This window comes from Sphingopyxis sp. JAI108 (genome assembly GCF_013410105.1).
Taxonomy (GTDB): domain Bacteria; phylum Pseudomonadota; class Alphaproteobacteria; order Sphingomonadales; family Sphingomonadaceae; genus Sphingopyxis; species Sphingopyxis chilensis.
On sequence record NZ_JACCCJ010000001.1, the window covers coordinates 366,216 to 385,661 of the forward strand.

Genomic DNA, 19,446 nt, shown 5'->3' on the forward strand with positions numbered 1-19,446 from the left:
CGAGATCCCGGCTTTCGCCGGGACGACGACGTGAATGGTTACGCGAAAATCTTGGCGAAGGCGTCGAGCGCCGCGACCAGACCCTTTTTGGCGTCGTCGCCGAGGTCCTTGGTGTCGCGGATCGTCTTCAGCACATCGGCATGATCGCTGCGCAGATAGGCGAGCATCGCCGCTTCGTAACGCGACACGTCGGTCGTCGCGACATTGTCGAGATAGCCGTTGGTGCCGGCGAAGATCGACGCGGTCTGCTCCTCGAACGGCATCGGCTGGAACTGCGGCTGCTTCAAAAGCTGCGTCAGGCGCGCGCCGCGGTTGAGCAGCTTCTGCGTCGAGGCGTCGAGGTCCGAACCGAACTGCGCGAACGCTTCCATCTCGCGATACTGCGCGAGTTCGAGCTTGATCGAGCCCGACACCTTCTTCATCGCCTTGGTCTGCGCGGCCGAGCCGACGCGGCTCACCGACAGGCCGACGTTGATCGCGGGGCGGATACCGGCGTTGAACAGGTTGGTTTCGAGGAAGATCTGGCCGTCGGTGATCGAAATCACGTTGGTCGGGATATAGGCCGACACGTCGCCCGCCTGCGTTTCGATGATCGGCAGCGCGGTGAGCGAACCCGAACCATTGTCGCTGTTCATCTTCGCGGCGCGCTCGAGCAGGCGGCTGTGCAGATAGAAAACGTCGCCGGGATAGGCTTCGCGGCCCGGCGGGCGGCGCAGCAGCAGCGACATCTGGCGGTAAGCGACGGCCTGCTTCGAAAGGTCGTCATAGACGATCACGGCGTGCATGCCGTTATCGCGGAAGAACTCGCCCATCGTGCAGCCGGTGTAGGGCGCGAGGAACTGCAGCGGAGCGGGCTCCGACGCGGTCGCGGCGACGACGATCGAATATTCCATCGCGCCATTTTCTTCGAGCTGGCGGACGATCTGCGCGACGGTCGAGCGCTTCTGGCCGACCGCGACATAGATGCAATAGAGCTTCTTCGACTCATCGTCGCCGGCGTTGGCCTGCTTCTGGTTGATGAAGGTGTCGATCGCGACGGCGGTCTTGCCGGTCTGGCGGTCGCCGATGATCAGCTCGCGCTGGCCGCGGCCGACGGGGACGAGCGCGTCGAGCGCCTTGAGACCGGTCTGGACGGGTTCGTGAACCGAGGTGCGCGGGATGATGCCCGGCGCCTTGACTTCGACGCGCATGCGCTTGTCGGCCTTGATCGGGCCCTTGCCGTCGATCGGATTGCCGAGGCCATCGACGACGCGGCCGAGCAGGCCCTTGCCGACGGGGACGTCGACGATCGTGCCGGTGCGCTTGACCTGGTCGCCTTCCTTGATCTCGGCGTCGCTGCCGAAGATCACGATACCGACGTTATCGGCTTCGAGGTTGAGCGCCATGCCCTGCACGCCATTGGCGAATTCGACCATTTCACCGGCCTGGACGTTGTCGAGGCCGTGGACGCGGGCGATGCCGTCGCCGACCGAGAGCACCGAGCCGATTTCGCTGACCGTGGCGTCGGTCCCGAAATTGGCGATCTGGTCCTTGATGACCTTGCTGATTTCAGCGGCGCGGATTTCCATTATTCAGCCTTTCATCGCAGTCGCGAAGCTATTGAGACGGGTACGGATGCTGCCGTCGATCAGCTGGCTGCCCAGCTGGACGACGAGGCCGCCGAGGATGGCGGGATCGACGGTCGCCGCGACGGTGACGTCGCGCCCGACACGGGATTTGAGGTTCGCGGCCAGCTCTTTCAGCTGCGCCGCGCTGAGCGGGTGCGCGCTGGTGACCTTGGCGGTCACTTCGCCGCGATGGTCGGCGACGATCGCGTCGAAGGCGTCGATCATCCTGGGCAGGTCGGCGAGACGGCGGTTCTCGGCGAGCACGCCGAGGAACTTGGTGGTGAGCGAATCGAGCTTCATCGCCTTGGCGACCGCGGCGATGGCATTCGCGGCGTCGGCGCGGCCGACGACGGGGCTGGCGATCAGCGCCGACAGGTCGGCCGATTCGGCGATGCCTGCGCGCAGGTCGCCGAGGCTCTTGGCGACCGCGTCGATCGCGTTCGATTCGCGCGCCAGATCGAACAAAGCGACCGCATAGCGGCCCGCGAGGCCCGCCGTGATGTTGCCCTGAATGCCGCCGGAATTCTCCACGCGCGAAAGTCCTTTTCTTCGATCCCGAGGGGGATGGCTGCGCGGATTTGCCCGGCATCCGAAAATGCCCCCCGCTGCAAAGTCGGGGCGCGCGTAGCAACGATTTTGCCGCAATGCAAGGATGTGGGGCGATTGCTTTTGGCCCCTCGCGCGATAGGGACGGCAGAACGAAAATTTGTGGGTGAGGAGGAAGGGCGAGCGATGGGCGACATGATCCGGATGATGATGGACGATGGCGCTGAAATTGCCGTCTATCATGCCGAGGCGGAGGGCGAGCGGCGCGGCGGGCTGGTGCTCATCCAGGAGATTTTCGGCGTCACCGACCATATCCGCGAGCTGGCGGACGAATATGCCGCCGACGGCTATGAGGTGCTGAGCCCCGCGCTCTTCGACCGCGAGCATCCGGGGTTCGAGAGCGACTATTCGGGCCCGCAGTTCGAGCGCGCGGTGCAGCTCGCGCGCGAGCTGCACCCGTTCGAGCAGAGCCTCAAGGATGCGCAGACGTGCATCGACGCGCTCAAAGCGAAGGGCCCCGTCTTCATCACCGGCTATTGCTATGGCGGCTCGGTCGCGTGGCGGATGGCGCAGGTCAGCCCCGATCTTGCCGCGGCGTCGGCCTATTACGGCAGCCTTGTCCCCACCATGTTCGCCGAGCAGGCGCCGCGCTGCGCGACCATCGCGCATTTCGGCCGCTATGACGCGGGCATCCCGATGGCGGGGGTCGAGGCGCTGATCGCGAAGGATCATCCGACCGCGCAGGTCTTCGTCTATGACGCGAACCACGGCTTCAACAGCGACCGGCGCAAGGATTATCACGAACCGTCGAGCGAATTGGCGCGCGAACGCACGCTGATGCTGTTCAGGGCGTGCGGGGGATGAGGCTGGTCTTCATCCACGGTCCCGCAGCATCGGGAAAGCTGACCGTCGCGCGCGAGCTTGCGGCGCGCACCGGCCTGTCGCTGTTCCACAATCATCTTGTCGTCGATGCGCTGCTCGCGGTGTTTCCGTTCGGCAGCCCAGCCTTTGTCGATCTGCGCGAGCGGATATGGCTCGACGTTTTCGCGGCGGCGGCGGCCGAGGACCGCTCGATGATCTTCACCTTCCACCCCGAAGCGAGCGTCGCGCCCGATTTTCCGGGCCGCGTCGCGGCGCTGGTCGAGGCGGCGGGCGGCCATGTCGATTTCGTCGCGCTCAGCTGCCCGCCCGACGTGATCGAGGCTCGGGTCGAGACCGCATCGCGGCAGGCAAGCGGCAAATTGTCGTCGCTGGCGCTTTACCGCGAACTCGATGCGCAGGGTGCCTACGCCTATCCGCCGCTGCCCGAGGCGCGGGTCGCGATCGATACGGGCGAGGTGAGCGCCGCCGACGCAGCGGAGCAAATATGCGCCGCGCTCGACCTGGCATAGCGCGCGGGGACGGGGTCGTTGCGGAAGAGCGTCAGCTTTCCTTCGGCTTCGCCGCCGCTCCCGCCGCCGGCTGGCAGCGATAGACGAGCCGCTCGTTCGGGGTGGCGGGCAGCGCGTTGCGGATCGCGTCCTGTTGCGCGGCGAGCCCCGCGAGTTCGTCGGGGTCGGCTGTGCAGCTCTTGATGGTGACCGTCGCGCGCGTCTCGCGCGCCTTGGCCATCGTCTCGGCATCGAGCAGATAGCGGTCGACGCGATAGTCGCGGCCCGCCGAATCGATCGAGGCGACGGTGACGGTCGCTTCCTCGTTGGGAACGAGGATGCGTTGCCAGCGGTCGTCGGCGCCCCTTGTATATTGGGTGCGCCCGTTGACGCAGCCGCCCTTGCCGATCGTGATCGGCACGTCGGTCGTCGCCGATACGGTGATGCGGCTGCGGTCCGGACGGATCGTGCAGAGCAGGCTGCCCTGGGCCAGCTTGGGCGCCGCGGTTGCGGGCGCCTTCGCCGCGTCCGGGGCGAGTTCGGCATGCGCGTCGGGGCGGGTGGCGAACAACAGCGCCGCGCCGATGATCAGCACCGCGCCGGCGCCGCCCGCGATCTTGGCGTTACGCAGATTCTTCTGGCTGTAGAACATCAGCCCGGCACCCGCGGCGAGCGCGCCGATCACGAACAGCACGCCCGCGAGCGCGATGCGATTCTCGCGCGCGGCGAGCGCCTCCTCCCCGGCGCGCGCCAGCTTGAGCTCGCGGTCGAGTTTTGCGGCGGCATTTCTGGCGGCATTGGCCTCGATCTCGGCGCGCGTTTCGGCGTCGAGCGCGGCGCGGTCGCGGGCGTCGGCCTCGGCCATCGACAGGCAAGGGGTGCCGACGCTCGTATATTGCTGTCCCGCGTCGGCGAGGAAGCGCATCAGCTCACGCCCCGAAATGGCGAAGGCGAAGGGCGAATCGCCGTCGTCGGCGCGCGTGATCGCGGTGTTGATGCCGGCGATGCGCCCGCACTGGTCGACGAGGGGACCGCCCGAATTGCCGCGCGAGATTTTCGCGGTGTGGATCAGCATCGCGACGCCGTCGACCGACTGCAGGTTCGACATATTGCCCTCGCTGCGCGTCGGGGTGCGCGGGGTGATATAGTCGTTGGCGCTGCGCGCGGTCGCGAGGTCGACGTTGCCGGGATAGCCGAGGGCAACGACGTCGGCGCCCGATTCGAGCGGGCCGGTGTAGATGGCGGCGGCGGGCAGCCGCCCTTCGGTGATTTCGACGAGCGCGAGGTCGCGCGCGGTGTCGATCGCGATCAGCTTGCCGGCATAGCTTTTCTGTCCTTCCGACGGGACGACGCCGAGCGCGACATTGCCGGGGTAGCGCGCCGCCGATTCGACGACATGCGCATTGGTGACGATACGCGTCGGCGAGATGGCGATGCCGCTGCCATGCCCGAAGCCGACGACCTCGCCGTCCATCATCGCGACGGTGACGACGCGCACGACGCTGCGCGAGGCGGCGCTGATGTCGTCGGCGGCGTGCGCCGGAAGGGCGAAAGTGACGAGAGCGAGGAGAAGCGCGATGAGACGGGTCATGCGAGGCACACTAGTCGCCCGAACTTTGAACGCAAGCATCGGGACGCGGTGCGAATCGCGCTGTGGCATTCATGCTCCAACAGCCGAGAAAGGATGTTTTCGATGACCTATCTGATCGAGGGGCTCAGCCCCGATCGCTTTGCGCCGCTCTTCGCGCTCGACGACGCGGGCCTCGCCGCGATCAACGCGCGCCGTGTGACCGCGACCGCCGACCGCGGCTTTCCCTGTCGGATCAGCCTCGAGGATGCGAAGGCCGGCGAGGAGCTGATCCTGATCCATCACACCAGCCACGATGTCGCGACTCCCTATCGCAGCGCCTATGCGATTTACGTCCGGCCTGGAGTGACCGCTGCAGCCTACCGCGACGACGTGCCGCCGGTGTTCGAGGGGCGCTCGCTCGCGCTGCGCGCCTTCGACGCCGAGGGCATGCTGCAAACCGCGCGGCTTGCGGGTCCGGGCGAGGTGGATAGCGCGATCCGCGACCTGTTCGCCGACGCGGCCATTGCCTATATCGATGCGCATAATGCCGCGCATGGCTGTTTCGCCGCGCGCATCGAAAGGGATGGAGCATGAGCGCCGACCTGATGACCGACGACGATCGCTGGGCGGCGGTGCTGCGCCGCGACCGCGCGCTCGACGGACGCTTCGTCACCGGTGTGCTCACCACCGGCATCTATTGCCGGCCGAGCTGCGCCGCGCGGCATCCGCTGCGCGAAAATGTGCGTTTCTTCACCGACGGCGCGGCGGCGCGCGAAACCGGGCTGCGCCCGTGCAAGCGTTGCCTGCCCGACGACGTCGCGCGCGACGAGGGCGCGGTGCTCGCGGCGATCGAGGCGATCAAGCAAAGCGAGGAACCGCTCGCGCTCGCCGATCTCGCCGGTCGCACCGGCTATTCGCCGACGCATTTCCAGCGCGTCTTCACGCGTCACACCGGCCTGTCGCCCGCCGCATATGCCCGCGCGCTCCGCGAGGAACGCGCCCGGGCCGCGCTGAGCGAGGCGGGCCGGGTGACCGACGCGATTTACGACGCAGGCTTTTCGGGGCCGTCGCGTTTCTATGACAATATGGAGGGACGCATGGGTATGACGGCTTCGGCCTGGGCAAACGGCGGCAAGGGCGCGACGATCCACTGGGCGGTGGTGCCGACCAGCCTCGGCGACATGCTCGTCGCGGCGACTGGCAAAGGCGTGTGCCGCCTGAGCTTCGCCGAGGGGCGCGAGGCGCTCGAGGAGCGCTTTCCCGCAGCCGACCTGGTCGAGGGCGGCGAAGCGTTCGAAGCGCTGCTGAAGCAGGTCGTCGATGCCGTCGAAGCGCCGGTGAACGGATTCGACCATATCCCGATCGACGTGAAGGGCACCGCCTTTCAGGAAGCCGTGTGGCGCGAGCTGCGCAAGATCCCCGCAGGCGAAACGCGCAGCTATTCGGATATCGCCGCCGCTGTCGGCAAGCCCAATGCGGTGCGCGCGGCGGGGAGCGCCAACGGCGCGAACAATGTCGCGGTGCTGATCCCGTGCCACCGCGTCGTGCGCAGCGACGGGACGCTCGGCGGCTATGCCTATGGCCTGCCGATCAAGGAAGAATTGCTGAAGCGCGAAGGGCGCTGAGCAGCGGTGGCGCCGGACAGCATGAACCGGGCCCGGCGCCTGAATGACAGCGCGATATCAGCTGTCTTCCTTTTCCCGATCGGCGAAAATGGCTGCCATGGTTGTGCGCGCCGCGTCGATCTGGCCGGCGTCGATTTCTTCGACCATCTTGGCGACCTTGTTCGCCTTTTCCTGCTTGTGGCTCGAAAAGGCGAGCGGAGCGAGGACCGAGCGTGCCAGCTTCCCCTTGTTCTCGTCGAGCAGCTGGCGCGCGAGGACCATGCGGTAACCATCGTCGTAGGACGAATAGTCGAACACGCTTTCCAGCGCGATGATCGCGGGTTCGGGGATCGGCTCCTTCGCTTCATAGAAGGACATATAATAGCCGATCGCCGCGCGCGGATCCTTGGGATCGAGCCGGTATGCCTCGGCGAACCAGGTGCGCGCCGTCGCGTAGAGCGCGGGATTCTTTTCCTCATCGGCGCGCGTCATGAACAGGCCGCCCATCAAAACCTGAGCATCTTGCGATTGCGGATCGAGCACGAGCGCCCGTTTCAGCGCCGCCTCTGCCTTCGTGAATTCCTGGGCATCGGTGTATGCCTCGCCCGCGATCAACTGTACGGGCAGGCTGTCCGGATATTTTTTATCCATGCCCTCGACCTCGTTCGCGACGGCGCGCGCCTGGCGCTCGTTGACGCCCCGCTCGCTGCGGATATGTGCCTGGATTACGGCTTCCTCGCCCGGCGTCAGGCGCCGGATATCGACTTTCGGCGCGACATAGTCCGCCGGCTTGACGTTGAGCGTGGGGAACGGACCGCTCTTGTACCGGCGCAGTTCGTTCTGCAACGTGTCGAGGTCGCCGAACACGCGCTGCGCCGCGGTCAGGCTGTCTTCCCCCGCGTTCAGCGCCTTCAGATATTGAGCGAGCTGCCCCTGCCTTGCCTCGTTGAAGTTCAGATAGTGCGCGATCATCCAGCCGAACGAATAGGACTGGTAATATTCCTGCCCGTCGAGCCGCTTGTTGTGATCGAACAACCGGGTCAGCCGGATGCCGGGCAGTTCGAAGAGGTCGTCGCCGCGGTGCTGCGGGACGTCGCCGACGCGGAAGGCGCCATCGTCGAGCAATTCGAGCGTCCCGTAGAGCTCGGCAAAGCCCTCGACATACCAGTGCGGATAAGCGGTGCTGAATTTCTGCAGCATGAAGTGATGGACATATTCGTGGAACAGGACGCCTTCGGCCGTCAGCGCCGTCTTCTGGTTGAGTTCCCGCTGATCGAGATGGCGGCTGAAGCGGTCGCGCTGATTTTCGACCGCCGGAACGAAGGATACGGCGTTGCCGGCGCGCGGAATGTAAAAACCCGCCACGCCGGAACTGCCGGCCAGGCGGCCGATATCGTCGGTGTCGCCGAAACGGTAGACGCGGACCTTGTTCGACTCGCCGATATCGGGCCCCGGGATCGGAAGCCCCTGCATATAGCGCAGGGCATTGTCGAAGCGTTCAAGCCGCGTCGCGAAGCGTTCGGTATCCTCCTTGCTGCTTTCCGAAACGATGATGAAGTGCGCGGTTTCGGCTTCCCACCATTCGGCGTGGGCCACGCTGCCGAAAGCCAGAAGCGCGACAGCGAAACCGCCGCGCAGGGCGGCGTTCAGATATGCGATCACTTTGTTTCCCCCGGTAAAAATTCCGTGCCCATCTATATCAAGCCGAACACAGGCTTCAACCGGGTCGGCCGCGCCGCTCCGATCGAAGCGAAATGTCAAAGGAGAAGACAAGATGACTGACAAGATTGCCCGATTTCGCGCGCTGCACGTTCCCGGCGACCCGCTGATCCTCGTCAACATCTGGGACGCGGGGAGCGCGAAGGCGGTTGCCGGAGCGGGCGCGAAGGCGATCGCGACGGGCAGCTTCGGCGTCGCGGGCGCGCAGGGGCGCGCGGACGGCGAGGATTTCCCGCTCGAGGATGTGTTCGCCAATCTCGAACGCATCCTCGCGGTCACCGAACTGCCGGTGACGATCGACATGGAATCGGGCTATGGCGCCGATCCGGCGACGGTCGGCGTATCGGTCGGCCGCGCGAAGGCCGCGGGTGCGGCGGGGATCAACATGGAGGACCGGCTGCCCGCGGCGAGCGAGCTGCTCGCGATCCCCGAGGCGGTGGCGCGCTATCGCGCCGCCGCGGACACCGGGATTTTCGTCAACGCGCGCTGCGACACCTTCCGCGGGGCCGATGCGGCGAAGGATGGCGACGCGCTGGTCGCCGCGACGCTCGAACGCGCGCGCGCCTATGCCGATGCGGGGGCGGGGTCGCTGTTCGTGCCCTTCCTGCTCGACCCGGCGTGTATCGGCGCGATCTGCGACGCGTCGCCGCTGCCGGTGAATATCCTGCGCGGCAAGGGCGGGCCGACGCACAAGGAACTCGCCGCGCTCGGCGTCGCGCGGATCAGCCATGGGCATCAGCCCTGGGCGGCCGCGATGGCGTGGCTGGCGGGGCAGGCGAGCGATGTCATGGGCGGCGCCGAACCCGATTATTGAGGGATCAGTCTGTCCCGCCGCTATCGGCAGCGGCCTTCGTGTCGCCGCCGGTAGCGCCAGCGCGGCGTTCGCGTATGGCCTCCAGCCGTTCGAGCATGGCTTCGCCCCGCCCATTGTCGTGCGGATCGAAGGCGACGGTCTTCGCCAGCCGCACGGCGGGATCAAACTCGCCCTGATTGGCGAGCGCGAAGGCATAGGCGACCCGCATCTCGATATTCTCGGGCGTCAGGACAAAGGCGCGTTCGAGCGCCTTGATCGCCATTTCGCTCGGCCGCTTCCCTTCGGCCAGAAAGCTGTCGAAATAGGCATAGAGCGGCACCGCATCGTTGGGATCGGTGCGGTTGGCGAGCTGGATCGGCTTGCGAGCCTCGCGCCACGCGGCAGGGTCATCCTCGCCCTTTTCGCGCAATTGATCGAGGAGCAGCCGGCCGAGCAGGACATTGGCGCGAACATGGTCCGGCTTCGCCGCCAGCACCTTGTCGAGTGCGGAGCGCATCGCGGCGAGGTCGCGGACATCGCGGTCCATATCCCATTCGGCCGCCGCCAGTTCGAACTGCGCATCGGCGTTGGCGGGCTCGGCGGCGGCGAGTGCGCGCAGCGCGTCGCGCGCCTTGGTGAAGCGCGCCGCGTCGCCGCGTGCATTCAGTCGCTCCAGCCGCGCCATGATCACCGCATCCTCGTCGGACGGCACCGGCGCGATGCGGATGTTTGCTGACACCGGGACCGGCGCGCGGGTCGTCCGATAGCTCAGCTTGCCCTGAATATAGCGGTTGAGATCCTTGTCGAGCAGGGCCAGGTCGCCAAAGGCGTCGGATGCCGCCTGGCGGGCGTCGGTGCCGGCGTTGATGGCATTGGTGTACCGATTGACCTGATCGCCGCGCGTCGGGCTGTGCATCAGCATATGGGTCAAAATCCACGCGCGGCCGTAATAGACGTCGGTCTGCCCGCTGTTTCGCATTGCGCGGGGTTGTTCGAACAGGAGTTTTTCGGCCGGGATTTTCGGCATCTGCAACAGGCCATAAGCGCGGCGATAGACGGGTCGGCCGATCATCGCGTGGCCCTTCTTGTCGAAATCGACCGTCGAATAATATTCGGCGAACCCCTCGATCAGCCAGGCGGGGAAGGCGGCGCGCAAGTGGCGCTTCATGAAATGGTGGCTGTATTCGTGGAACAGCACCTGCTGGGCGGCCGACGTGTCGGCGACGCCGCCGCTGCCGCTATTCTGGCGAAAGGACAGCGCAAAGCTGCCGTCGCGGTCCTGGCGATAAAAGCCCGCGACCGGGGCGCTGCGCGATCCGGTCGCCAGTTCGGCGACATCGTTCGCCGCGGGGACGAGGTAGATGGGAAGCTTGCTTTCCTCGCCCGGCGTTTTGACGTTGAAGAGCAGGCGGAGCGTGGTGTCGAACCGCTGCAAATTTTCCGCGAAGTCGCGCAGCGATTTTTCGTTGCTCTCGCTATAGATGATGAAACTGTCGGTGTCGGCGCGAAGCCATTTCGCCTCGGCCGGCCCGGCAATTGCGACCATCGCGATCCCGGCCAGCAGGCCCAAGCCGATTTTCTTCATTCTGCGCCCCCGCATTCTAACCCCGCAGGGATGCTGCCAGCGCGCGCCGTTACAGTAAAGCCCTGTTACGCTTACACAAAGCTATAGGGGTCGATGTCGATCGCGAGCCGCGCCTTCGTGGACCATTCGACGCTGTTCACCCACGCGCGGATCGTCCCCTGCAGGTCGAAGCTGCGCGGGGCGTGGAGCAGGAGGCGGAAGCGGTGGCGGCCGCGCAGCATCGCGAGCGGGGCCGGCGCGGGGCCATAGACCGCGAGGCCGTCGGCGACGGGCGCCTTTTGCCCCAGCCGCTGCGCCTGCCCGCGCGCGACTTCGATATCCTCGGACGAAATGACGAGCGCGGCGAAGCGGCCATAGGGCGGCGCGCCGGCGAATTTGCGCGCCGCGGCTTCGGCCGAATAAAAACCGTCGCGGTCGTTGGCGACGAGCGCCGCCATGACGGGGGCGTCGGGCACGCGCGTCTGGATCAGCACCTCGCCGGGCTTGACCCCGCGCCCGGCGCGCCCCGCGACCTGCGCGATCTGCTGGAAGGTGCGCTCGGAAGCGCGGAGGTCGCCGCCGTCGAGCCCGAGGTCGGCATCGACGACGCCGACGAGGGTGAGATTCGGGAAATGATAGCCCTTGGTGACGAGCTGGGTGCCGATGATGATGTCGACCAGCCCGCCCTCGACATTGTCGACGAACTCGGCCGCCTTCGCGGGCGACCACAAGGTGTCGGACGTGACGATGGCCGTCCTTGCTTCGGGAAAACGTAGGGCCACCTCGTCGGCGACGCGCTCGACCCCGGGGCCGCAGGCGACGAGGCTGTCCTCATCCTCGCATTCGGGGCAGAGGCGCGGCGGCGGCATGACATGGCCGCAATGGTGGCAGGCGAGGCGGTGGACGAGGCGGTGCTCGACCATCCACGCGGTGCAGTTCGGGCACTGGATGCGGTGGCCGCAGGTGCGGCAGAGCGTCAGCGGCGCGAAGCCGCGGCGGTTGAGGAAGAGGAGACTCTGCTCGCCCTTTTGCAATCGGTCGGCGAGCGCGTCGACGAGCGGCGGGGCGAGCCAGCGGCCGCGGTCGGGCGGGTCCTGCCGCATGTCGATCGCCGCAAGATCGGGCAGGGTCGCGCCGCCGAAGCGCGCGGGAAGGACGATATGACGATAGCGGCCCGCCTCGACCATCGCGAGGCTTTCGAGCGCGGGGGTGGCGCTGGCGAGGACGACGGGAAGGCCCTCGAAATGCCCGCGCATCACCGCGACGTCGCGCGCGTGATAATGGACGCCATCCTCCTGCTTGAAGCTGGTCTCATGCGCCTCGTCGACGACGATGACGCCGAGATTGCCATAGGGCAGGAACAGCGCCGAACGCGCGCCGACGACGATCTTTGCCTCGCCGCTCGCGATTGCATGCCAGGCACGGCGGCGCTCGGTCGAACGGAGGCCGGAGTGCCACGCCACCGGCTCGCAGCCGAAGCGCGCGGCGAAGCGTGTGAGCATCGGTTCGGTCAGCGCGATTTCGGGGAGCAGCACCAGCGCCTGCTTGCCCGCATCGATCGCGGCGGCGATCGCCTCCATATAGACTTCGGTCTTGCCCGATCCGGTCACGCCGTCGAGAAGCAGCGTGTCGAACTTCGCTGCGGCGACCGCTTCGCGAAGCTGCGCGGCGGCGGCGGTCTGCTCGTCGGACAGGTCGGGCGGGGCGAAGGCCGGGTCGGGTTCGGGATAGGGCTGGTCGGCCGAGACGGTCACGGCTTCGAGCGCGCCGGTGTTCGCGAGTCCCCGGATTACGGCGTCGCTGACTTCGGCAATCGCGGCGAGTTCGCGCACGATCCCTTGCCGCGCGCCGATCTTTTCGAGCGCGACGGTGCGCTGCGGCGTCATCCGCGTGGGAAGTTCGCCGGTGGCGCGATATTCGACGACCGGGCGCCGCGCGTCGGCAAAGGCGACCCCGGGCAGCACCATGCGCAGCACCGACCCCGGGGGGCTGAGATAATAGTCGCTCGTCCATTCGACGAGGCGGCGGAGCGGCGCGGCGATCGGCGGCACGGGCACGACTTCGTAGAGGTTGCGCAGCCGGTTGTCGCCGACGGGTTCGGGCGCGCCGAAGCTTTCATCCTCCCACACTACCCCGCCCATCCGTCGCGGCCCCAAGGGCGCGATGACGACGCTGCCGAGCGGCGCCTCGTGCTCGCGCGGGACACGATAGTCGAGCGGGCCGAGGGCGGCGGTGAGGAGAAGGACGCGGGCGCGGGTCATGGATGAGGGAGGATATAGGGCGGCGGGTAAAATAGGAAAGCGCCGAGGTCGGCGGCTGGCGACCATTGGGTGCCGATAGAGATGTGTGCCCCGGCGAAAGGCGAGGTCCAGAAAGTCCACGCTTTACCTGGCGTATTTCCGCACCGGGCCCCGGCTTTCGCCGGGGTGCAGGACCGGCCGATAACCAGCCCAGAGCCGACTCTGGAGCCTAGGCCGAAGCCAGCGCCGCCTTAACCGGACGCCGCGCCGCCTTCGGCCGCCTGAACCAGAAGGTCCACACCGCAAGGCTGCCAAGCAGCGTCAGTGAGAGTCCCGAAACCGTCAGCACGCTGCGCCACGCCCAGCCGCCGACCTTCGACGCGTGGATCGGGAAAGCCATGTTGAACGCTTGCGCTCCGGGGGCGAGCGTCAGCGCGTCGCGCGTGGCCAGCACTTCACCCGTTGCGGCATCGAACGCCAGCGTGGTGCGCCCGTTGGGCAGCCATTCGGCGGGCTGCTTCATCCGCAGGCTGATCGGGTCGCCGGGTTTGCGCGGCAGGCTCAGGATGCGGAATTCGGCGTCGGGAAAGCGGCGGCGCGCTTCGGTCAGCATCGCGGTATAGTCGGGCTTTTCGGCGAGCGGGCCGCCCTTGTATTTCGGCGGATCGAGCGCCTTCGCGGTCTCGGCGACCGGGCCGAAGGGCGCGACGACCGCTAAGGCGAAGGGGCGGAAGATCATCATCGTGCCGGTGACGATCGAGATCAGCAGCAACGGCGCGACGACGATGCCGAGGTCGCGGTGGTGCATGACGATCGCGGGGCGGCTCATCCGCTTGGGCCAGAGGCGGAGCTGGAAGGTCTTGCGCGTCCGCCACCAGAGAATGGCGCCGCTGACGACGAAAAAAAGCCCGCTGAGCCCCGCAATTCCGATTGCCCATTCGCCGCTGTCACCAGCGAAGAGATGGTGGTGGAAGTCGAAGATCCAGAGTTCGGGCCGCTCCCACTGGCTCGCCCATCGCGTGACGATCTCGCCCGACTGGCTGGCATAGGCGCCGGCGCCTTCAGCGAAGCGCAGCTGATGCAGCCCGAAGCGTTCGTCGGCATAGATGATGCCTTGCGCGCCCGGCGTGGCCATCAGCCGCTCGGTGGTCGCGGCGACCGTGGCGAGGTCGCCGCGCAGCGGATCGCTGGTTCCCGGCACGCCGATCCATAGATGCTCGTAAAGCAGGATCGTGCCCGACAGGCCGAGTAGCGCGAGCACGAGGCCGATCAGGCCCCCCGTCCAGCGGTGCAGCGTGTCGAGCAGCTTGATCATGGGATCGCCGTTTCAGAACCGTCGTCATTGCGAGCGGAGCGAAGCAATCCAGGGCGGTTTTGCGCCGCTCTGGATTGCCACGGGCCTTTGGCCCTCGCAATGACGGGTTCGGACGGCAAGGCCATAGTCAGAAACGGTAGTCCCACCCCAGCGTGAAGCTGCGCCCGCGGCCCGCGAAGTTGAAGAAATTGTCGGTCGGGCGCTGGGTGTCGCTCGCGTAGCTGATATATTGTTTGTCGAACAGGTTCGACACCGCGAGGCTGACCCCGCCGAGGCCGGTCTGGTAGCGGACGATCGCGTCGGTCAGATTATAGCCCTCGAAATCGTTGCGCGCGTCGCGGTTCGGGCCGCGGAAGGTTCGCGCCAGATAGAATTGCGTCTGCACCCGCGCCGAGAAAGGACCGTTGGCATAGGCCGCGGCAAGGTTCAGCCGGTCGGGCGAGATATTCGCGCCGTCGAAGTCGGTTTCGACCACGCCGTCCTCGTCCTCGTCGAACTGGCCGATGATATGCGCATAGCCCGCCGACAGCGTCAGTCCGTCGACCGGCATCCTGACCGCAAGGTTGATTTCGAGCCCCTCGATCTCGACGCGCTGGCGCAGCACCTCGAAAATGCCGTCGGGCCGCGCGATGAGCAGCTGGCCCTTCTTGCTCGACGACCAGAAATAGGTCGCGCTGGCATCGAGCGGGCCGCGCTTCACCTCGACCCCCAGTTCGCGGTTGTTCGAGACGATCGGCGAGATGTCGAGGAAATTGTCGATGTCGGTTCCCGCCGTGCGCACCGCGCGCGTGATGCGGCCGACGTCGGGGACGGTATAACCCTCGGCATAGCTCGCATAGGCGCGGATGCCGGGGATCGGCTCGACGATGACGCCGCCGTTGAGCAACACATCGTCGAAGGTCGGGCTGCCGCCCGACACAAAGGTGCTGCCCGACGAGGCGAGCGTCGTATAATCGTCGATCGTGATCTTTACATTTTCATAGCGCACGCCGCCCGCGAGCCGGACGAGACCGCCCGCCAGCTCGAGGTTCGCCTGGCCGAAGGGCGCGAGGCTGCGAAAATCGGTCGGCGGCACCCAGACGCGGTCGGTGGCGATCAGCCGCTGCTCGGTCGAATCCCACAGCGCGTCGAAACCCGCGATCAGCGTCAGCGCCTCCAGCCCCGGCACCGCGCGTTCGTAGCTGAGCTTGCCGCCATATTTGCGGCTGCGGTTCTGCGACTGGTCGAACAGCGTGCCGACGGGTGCGATCGATGCGTCCTGAAAGGTCGCGATCGGGTTGGGTTCGCCGCCGAAGGTGTCGCGGCTGCGGTTCCAGAAGATCTGGCTGATGAAATTGCCGCCGCCGAGGTCGGTGTCGGTCAGCGATAGCGCGAGACTTTCGGTGCGTCCCGTCGCGGGGACGCCCGGCGGGGTGCCGGGCTCGGCGCTCGTCGGCAGGCCGCCGAGCTTGTCGCCCGCGACCGCGGCATAATCGCCGTCGCCTTCGAGCTCGAAGCGGCTGGCGATCAGGTCGAGCCGCATCGTGTCGGTGACGGCGTAACCGAAGCGGCCGAACAGCGAGAGCGTCTCCGAATCCTGCGTTTCGCCCTGCGTCAGATTGATCCCGACGCGCCGGCCCTCGCCGTCGAAAAAGACGCCGCGGCGTTCCCATGCCGCGCCGACCGACGCGTCGAAGCGCCCCGCCTTATACTGGACGAGGCCCGCGACCTTGCCGCCCATGCCTTCGTCGGAAAGATCATTGTCGGCGGTCGCCTGCAGCAGCGCGCGGCCCGACACGCCCTCTTCGGTGGGCGCGCCGACGGTCACCTGGTTGACGATGCCGCCGGTGCCGCCGATCCCTTGCAAGGCGTTCGACCCGAAGATCAGCTCGACACGATCGACGAAAAAACCGTCGATCGTGAAGCCGTCGCGGCTGCCGTCGCGCAGCGGGGTCGATTGCGGGATGCCGTTGATCGCATAGAGCGGCGAGCGCCCGCGCAGCGTCTCGCCCGCGCCCGAGAGTTTCTGCCGCGTCGGCGAAAAGCTGGGCGAGAGCGTCGCGACCGCATCGGTGACCGATCCCGAAATCGCGATCTGCTGGTCGAGCGCATCCTTGTCGATAATATCGATCGTCAGCGGCAGCGCATTCGGCGGCAATATGGTGCGCGCGGCGGTGACGATGATCGTCTCACCGCCTCCGGTCCCGTCGGCGGCGGGCGCACCGTCCTGCGCAAGGGCGGGGGTGGACAGCGCGGTGCAGGCGAGCGCGGCGACGGTCATTTTGCGGTTCATTCGGGACTCCTGTTTCGGAGCGCGCGCTAGTGCGACACATTCTCAAAAGCAAGAAGAAAGACCGCTGCTATCGAACATGGGAGAGGGGACAGGCTCGCCAAAGCGCGCTATCATCTTCGCGATGCGGGAAAAGGAACTACGCTTCGCCCTGATTTGCTACGGCGGCATCAGCCTTGCCGTCTATATGCACGGCATCACCAAGGAGATCTGGCGGCTCGCCGCCGCATCGCGCGCCTTTCACGACCGCGAGGCGATTGCGGGGTCGGGCGGCGTCTATCGCGACCTGCTCGCCGCGATCGCCGACCGGGCCAATATCAAGCTGCGCGTCCTTCCCGACATTGTCGCGGGGGCGAGCGCGGGCGGGATCAACGGCATCTTTCTGGCGCGCGGGCTGGTGACGGGCAAATCGCTCGATCCGCTGACCGAACTCTGGCTGAAGGATGCCGACGTCGACAGCCTGCTCGATCCCGATGCGCGGCCCTTGTCGGCGATGACGAAATTCTGGGCGGTGCCGCTCGCCGGCTGGGCGATGAAACGCCGCGGCAACGCCATCGACCGCACGGTGGGAGAAGGTGCGCAGGACGAGGTGCGGGCGAAGCTGTCGCGTTTCGTGCGCGCGCGCTGGTTCGAGCCGCCCTTCGGCGGGGAGACCTTCACCAACGTGCTCCTCGACGCCTTCGACGCGATGGATGCGGGGGCCCATGGCCCGCCACTGGTCCCCGCCGCGCAGCCGGTCGACCTGATCGTATCGGTGACCGACTTCGCCGGGCACAAGGAGCAGCTGACGCTCAACAGCCCGCCGCGCGTGACCGAACAGGAGCATCGGCTGGTCATGCAATTCCGGCAGGATGGCCGCGCGGGCAAGCGGCTCGACGATGTGCCCGGCCTCGTCGCCGCAGCGCGCGCGACCGCGAGCTTTCCGGGCGCCTTTCCGCCCTTCACGCTGCGCGAGCTCGATTCGGCGCTCGAAAAGCGTGGCTCCGGCTGGCCCGGCCGCGACGCCTTCATGCGCGCGCAGTTGCCGCGCGTACCCGACAGCGACCCCGCCGACCGCGTGCTGATCGATGGCTCGGTGCTGGCGAACGCGCCCTTTCGCCCGGCGATCGCCGCCTTGAAACAGCGCCCGGCGCGGCGCGAGATCGACCGCCGCTTCATCTATATCGACCCCAAGCCCGATTATAAGTCGATCAGCATTGGCAAGCCGGGCGAGCCCGGCGAGGACGGGCAACTGCCGGGCTTCCTGCCGACGATCCTGGGTTCGCTGTCGGCGATCCCGCGCGAACAGCCGATCCGCGAGAGCATCGAGATGATCGAGGGCATGTCGCGGCGCATCCGCCGCATGCAGCACATCATCGACGCGATGAAGGTCGAGGTCGAGGAACAGGTCGCGGCGCTGTTCGGCACGACCTTCTTCCTCGACACGCCGACCCCGGTGCGGCTCGCGAAATGGAGGGCCAAGGCGCAGGACCAGGCGGCGGCGCGCGCGGGCTTCGCCTTTGCGCCCTATGGGCATCTCAAGCTGTCGGCGGTGATCGACGAGATAGCGAACATCGTCGACCGGCTCGTCCCGCCCGAGGGGCCGGTGCATGTGATCAACCGCCGCATCGCGATGTGGACCGAGGCGCGCGCGCGCGGGCTCGACCGGATTTCGGGCAAGAAGGGCGCGGGCGCGAGCAGCGATGCGATCGAGTTTTTCCGCACCCACGACCTCGGATTCCGCATTCGCCGCCTGCGCTTCCTCGCGCGCGAACTCGATGCGTCGGTCGAGGCGACGCGCGAGCGGCGCGACCCGGTGTGCGAGGAAATGCGCGAGACGATCTTCGCCGCGCTCGGCCAGTATCTCGAGCGCGAAGGCGACGCGTGGCTCGCCGACCTCGACGTGCCCGCCGACACTGCGCCGGGCGAATGGATCGACGCGATCGCCGCGCGCCGCGACCTTGTCGCGCTCGATGCGGCGACCGACGAGGTGATCGCGGCGGCGCTCGCGAAGCTTCCCAAGGACGACCGGCGCACGATGCTGTTCGCCTATCTGGGCTATCCCTTTTACGACATCGCGACCTTGCCGCTGCTCCAGGGCGAGGGGTTCGACGAATTCGACCCGATCAAGATCGACCGCATCTCGCCGTCGGACGCGACCGCGATCCGCACCGGCGGCGCGGCGGCGATGCTCAAGGGCGTCGAGTTCAACAGCTTCGGCGCCTTTTTCAGCCGCGCCTACCGCGAGAATGACTATCTGTGGGGGCGTCTCCACGGCGCCGACCGGCTGATCGACATCGTCGCAAGCAGCGTGACGGGCGACGGTGCGATGGCGGCGGAAGAGCTGAAGGCGATCAAGCGCCGCGCCTTCCATGCGATCCTCGACGAGGAGGAAGGGCGGTTGCCGAAGGTGAGGGCGCTGATCGACGAGCTGCGGATGGAGATCGGGGCATCGGGAACCGAATCCCGCGAACGAAATTCAGATCGATGACCAAGATTTCATTGCTATGTACCGCGCCCTGTTTGGCTTTGCTGTCGGGTTGCAGTGAAGCCGACCAATGCAGCGGCTTTCCAACAAAACTCGACGAACCCGTTGCCAGAATATATGCGCTTCCAAACGCCGAGCAGAACATTTCCGCCGTGTCGTATGCGGAAAATCTGATAGAATCCTGCTATCCAAAATCGTCTTACGCCATTCGGGGTTACCGGATGATCCAGCGCGATACGAAAAAGCTGAACGACGACGAGTATATTCTGACTTACGCGTTTGACGGTATTTCCGACATACGGATTGCATTCCGGATAAACGGCAAAGGCCGCATCGCCAGCGTGTTTGAGGTCAGCACTCTCTAGTGATCGCAAGGACGGCC

Annotated in this window: 15 protein-coding genes; 7 read left to right on the forward strand and 8 right to left on the reverse strand. The window is 66.8% G+C overall.

The window, feature by feature from the left end; genetic code table 11:
• Nucleotides 1–38: 38 nt before the first annotated feature.
• The gene (atpA, locus tag HDC29_RS01710) at nt 39–1,568 is read right to left on the reverse strand and encodes a F0F1 ATP synthase subunit alpha (protein ID WP_179493762.1); all 1,530 of its coding nucleotides are present in this window, start codon (nt 1,566–1,568) and stop codon (nt 39–41) included.
• Between the two features lie 3 nt (nt 1,569–1,571).
• Nucleotides 1,572–2,138, reverse strand: a complete 567-nt coding sequence (locus HDC29_RS01715; RefSeq protein ID WP_179493764.1) for a F0F1 ATP synthase subunit delta — start codon at nt 2,136–2,138, stop codon at nt 1,572–1,574.
• A 201-nt stretch (nt 2,139–2,339) separates the two neighbouring features.
• Between HDC29_RS01715 and HDC29_RS01720 the strand changes: the two genes are divergently transcribed.
• A complete protein-coding gene (locus HDC29_RS01720; protein WP_179493766.1) occupies nt 2,340–3,017 on the forward strand; it encodes a dienelactone hydrolase family protein in 678 nt (225 codons plus the stop codon).
• Complete coding sequence (locus HDC29_RS01725; RefSeq protein ID WP_179493768.1) at nt 3,014–3,544, forward strand: shikimate kinase; 531 nt, start codon at nt 3,014–3,016, stop codon at nt 3,542–3,544. The genes HDC29_RS01720 and HDC29_RS01725 overlap by 4 nt, the downstream gene beginning before the upstream one ends.
• Before the next feature lie 31 nt (nt 3,545–3,575).
• Here HDC29_RS01725 and HDC29_RS01730 read toward each other — a convergent pair whose 3' ends face one another.
• A complete protein-coding gene (locus HDC29_RS01730) occupies nt 3,576–5,114 on the reverse strand; it encodes a S1C family serine protease (RefSeq protein ID WP_179493770.1) in 1,539 nt (512 codons plus the stop codon).
• A 102-nt stretch (nt 5,115–5,216) separates the two neighbouring features.
• Here HDC29_RS01730 and HDC29_RS01735 point away from each other — a divergent pair, with 102 nt between their 5' ends.
• Both HDC29_RS01735 and ada read left to right on the forward strand, forming a co-directional pair.
• Nucleotides 5,217–5,687 carry a DUF1203 domain-containing protein gene (locus HDC29_RS01735; protein ID WP_179493773.1) on the forward strand — a complete coding sequence of 157 codons (471 nt, stop codon included), beginning with the start codon at nt 5,217–5,219 and terminating at the stop codon, nt 5,685–5,687.
• Nucleotides 5,684–6,718, forward strand: a complete 1,035-nt coding sequence (gene ada, locus HDC29_RS01740) for a bifunctional DNA-binding transcriptional regulator/O6-methylguanine-DNA methyltransferase Ada (protein WP_179493775.1) — start codon at nt 5,684–5,686, stop codon at nt 6,716–6,718. The genes HDC29_RS01735 and ada overlap by 4 nt, the downstream gene beginning before the upstream one ends.
• Nucleotides 6,719–6,775: 57 nt before the next feature.
• On the opposite strand, the gene HDC29_RS01745 is transcribed toward ada, so the two are convergent.
• The gene (locus tag HDC29_RS01745; protein ID WP_179493777.1) at nt 6,776–8,359 is read right to left on the reverse strand and encodes a hypothetical protein; all 1,584 of its coding nucleotides are present in this window, start codon (nt 8,357–8,359) and stop codon (nt 6,776–6,778) included.
• A 112-nt stretch (nt 8,360–8,471) separates the two neighbouring features.
• Between HDC29_RS01745 and HDC29_RS01750 the strand changes: the two genes are divergently transcribed.
• The gene (locus tag HDC29_RS01750; protein ID WP_179493779.1) at nt 8,472–9,230 is read left to right on the forward strand and encodes an isocitrate lyase/phosphoenolpyruvate mutase family protein; all 759 of its coding nucleotides are present in this window, start codon (nt 8,472–8,474) and stop codon (nt 9,228–9,230) included.
• A 4-nt stretch (nt 9,231–9,234) separates the two neighbouring features.
• Here HDC29_RS01750 and HDC29_RS01755 read toward each other — a convergent pair whose 3' ends face one another.
• The 4 genes from HDC29_RS01755 to HDC29_RS01770 all read right to left on the reverse strand — a co-directional run bounded on the left by HDC29_RS01755 (nt 9,235) and on the right by HDC29_RS01770 (nt 16,600).
• On the reverse strand, nt 9,235–10,794 hold the full coding sequence (locus HDC29_RS01755; protein WP_179493781.1) for a hypothetical protein: 1,560 nt from the start codon (nt 10,792–10,794) through the stop codon (nt 9,235–9,237).
• A 71-nt stretch (nt 10,795–10,865) separates the two neighbouring features.
• A complete protein-coding gene (locus HDC29_RS01760) occupies nt 10,866–13,034 on the reverse strand; it encodes a primosomal protein N' (RefSeq protein ID WP_179493783.1) in 2,169 nt (722 codons plus the stop codon).
• A 208-nt stretch (nt 13,035–13,242) separates the two neighbouring features.
• Entirely contained in the window at nt 13,243–14,325 is a 1,083-nt protein-coding gene (locus tag HDC29_RS01765) for a PepSY-associated TM helix domain-containing protein (RefSeq protein ID WP_179497143.1), read from the reverse strand.
• 130 nt (nt 14,326–14,455) lie between these two features.
• Nucleotides 14,456–16,600 (reverse strand): TonB-dependent receptor, encoded by a 2,145-nt coding sequence (locus tag HDC29_RS01770; RefSeq protein ID WP_179493785.1) that lies wholly within the window; start codon nt 16,598–16,600, stop codon nt 14,456–14,458.
• A 121-nt stretch (nt 16,601–16,721) separates the two neighbouring features.
• On the opposite strand from HDC29_RS01770, the gene HDC29_RS01775 reads away from it, so the two are divergent.
• Nucleotides 16,722–19,067, forward strand: a complete 2,346-nt coding sequence (locus HDC29_RS01775; RefSeq protein ID WP_179493787.1) for a patatin-like protein — start codon at nt 16,722–16,724, stop codon at nt 19,065–19,067.
• Nucleotides 19,064–19,429 (forward strand): hypothetical protein, encoded by a 366-nt coding sequence (locus tag HDC29_RS01780; RefSeq protein ID WP_179493789.1) that lies wholly within the window; start codon nt 19,064–19,066, stop codon nt 19,427–19,429. Before HDC29_RS01775 ends, HDC29_RS01780 begins: the two co-directional genes overlap by 4 nt.
• Nucleotides 19,430–19,446 lie beyond the last annotated feature (17 nt).

Bases quoted from the DNA above. Each gene is read 5' to 3' on its own strand.
- HDC29_RS01750 (WP_179493779.1), top strand. From the start codon at position 8,472: ATGACTGACAAGATTGCCCGATTTCGCGCGCTGCACGTTCCCGGCGAC.
- ada (WP_179493775.1), top strand. From the start codon at position 5,684: ATGAGCGCCGACCTGATGACCGACGACGATCGCTGGGCGGCGGTGCTG.
- HDC29_RS01770 (WP_179493785.1), bottom strand. From the start codon at position 16,600: ATGAACCGCAAAATGACCGTCGCCGCGCTCGCCTGCACCGCGCTGTCC.
- HDC29_RS01775 (WP_179493787.1), top strand. From the start codon at position 16,722: ATGCGGGAAAAGGAACTACGCTTCGCCCTGATTTGCTACGGCGGCATC.
- HDC29_RS01755 (WP_179493781.1), bottom strand. From the start codon at position 10,794: ATGAAGAAAATCGGCTTGGGCCTGCTGGCCGGGATCGCGATGGTCGCA.
- HDC29_RS01730 (WP_179493770.1), bottom strand. From the start codon at position 5,114: ATGACCCGTCTCATCGCGCTTCTCCTCGCTCTCGTCACTTTCGCCCTT.
- HDC29_RS01760 (WP_179493783.1), bottom strand. From the start codon at position 13,034: ATGACCCGCGCCCGCGTCCTTCTCCTCACCGCCGCCCTCGGCCCGCTC.
- HDC29_RS01725 (WP_179493768.1), top strand. From the start codon at position 3,014: ATGAGGCTGGTCTTCATCCACGGTCCCGCAGCATCGGGAAAGCTGACC.
- HDC29_RS01720 (WP_179493766.1), top strand. From the start codon at position 2,340: ATGGGCGACATGATCCGGATGATGATGGACGATGGCGCTGAAATTGCC.
- HDC29_RS01780 (WP_179493789.1), top strand. From the start codon at position 19,064: ATGACCAAGATTTCATTGCTATGTACCGCGCCCTGTTTGGCTTTGCTG.
- HDC29_RS01735 (WP_179493773.1), top strand. From the start codon at position 5,217: ATGACCTATCTGATCGAGGGGCTCAGCCCCGATCGCTTTGCGCCGCTC.
- atpA (WP_179493762.1), bottom strand. From the start codon at position 1,568: ATGGAAATCCGCGCCGCTGAAATCAGCAAGGTCATCAAGGACCAGATC.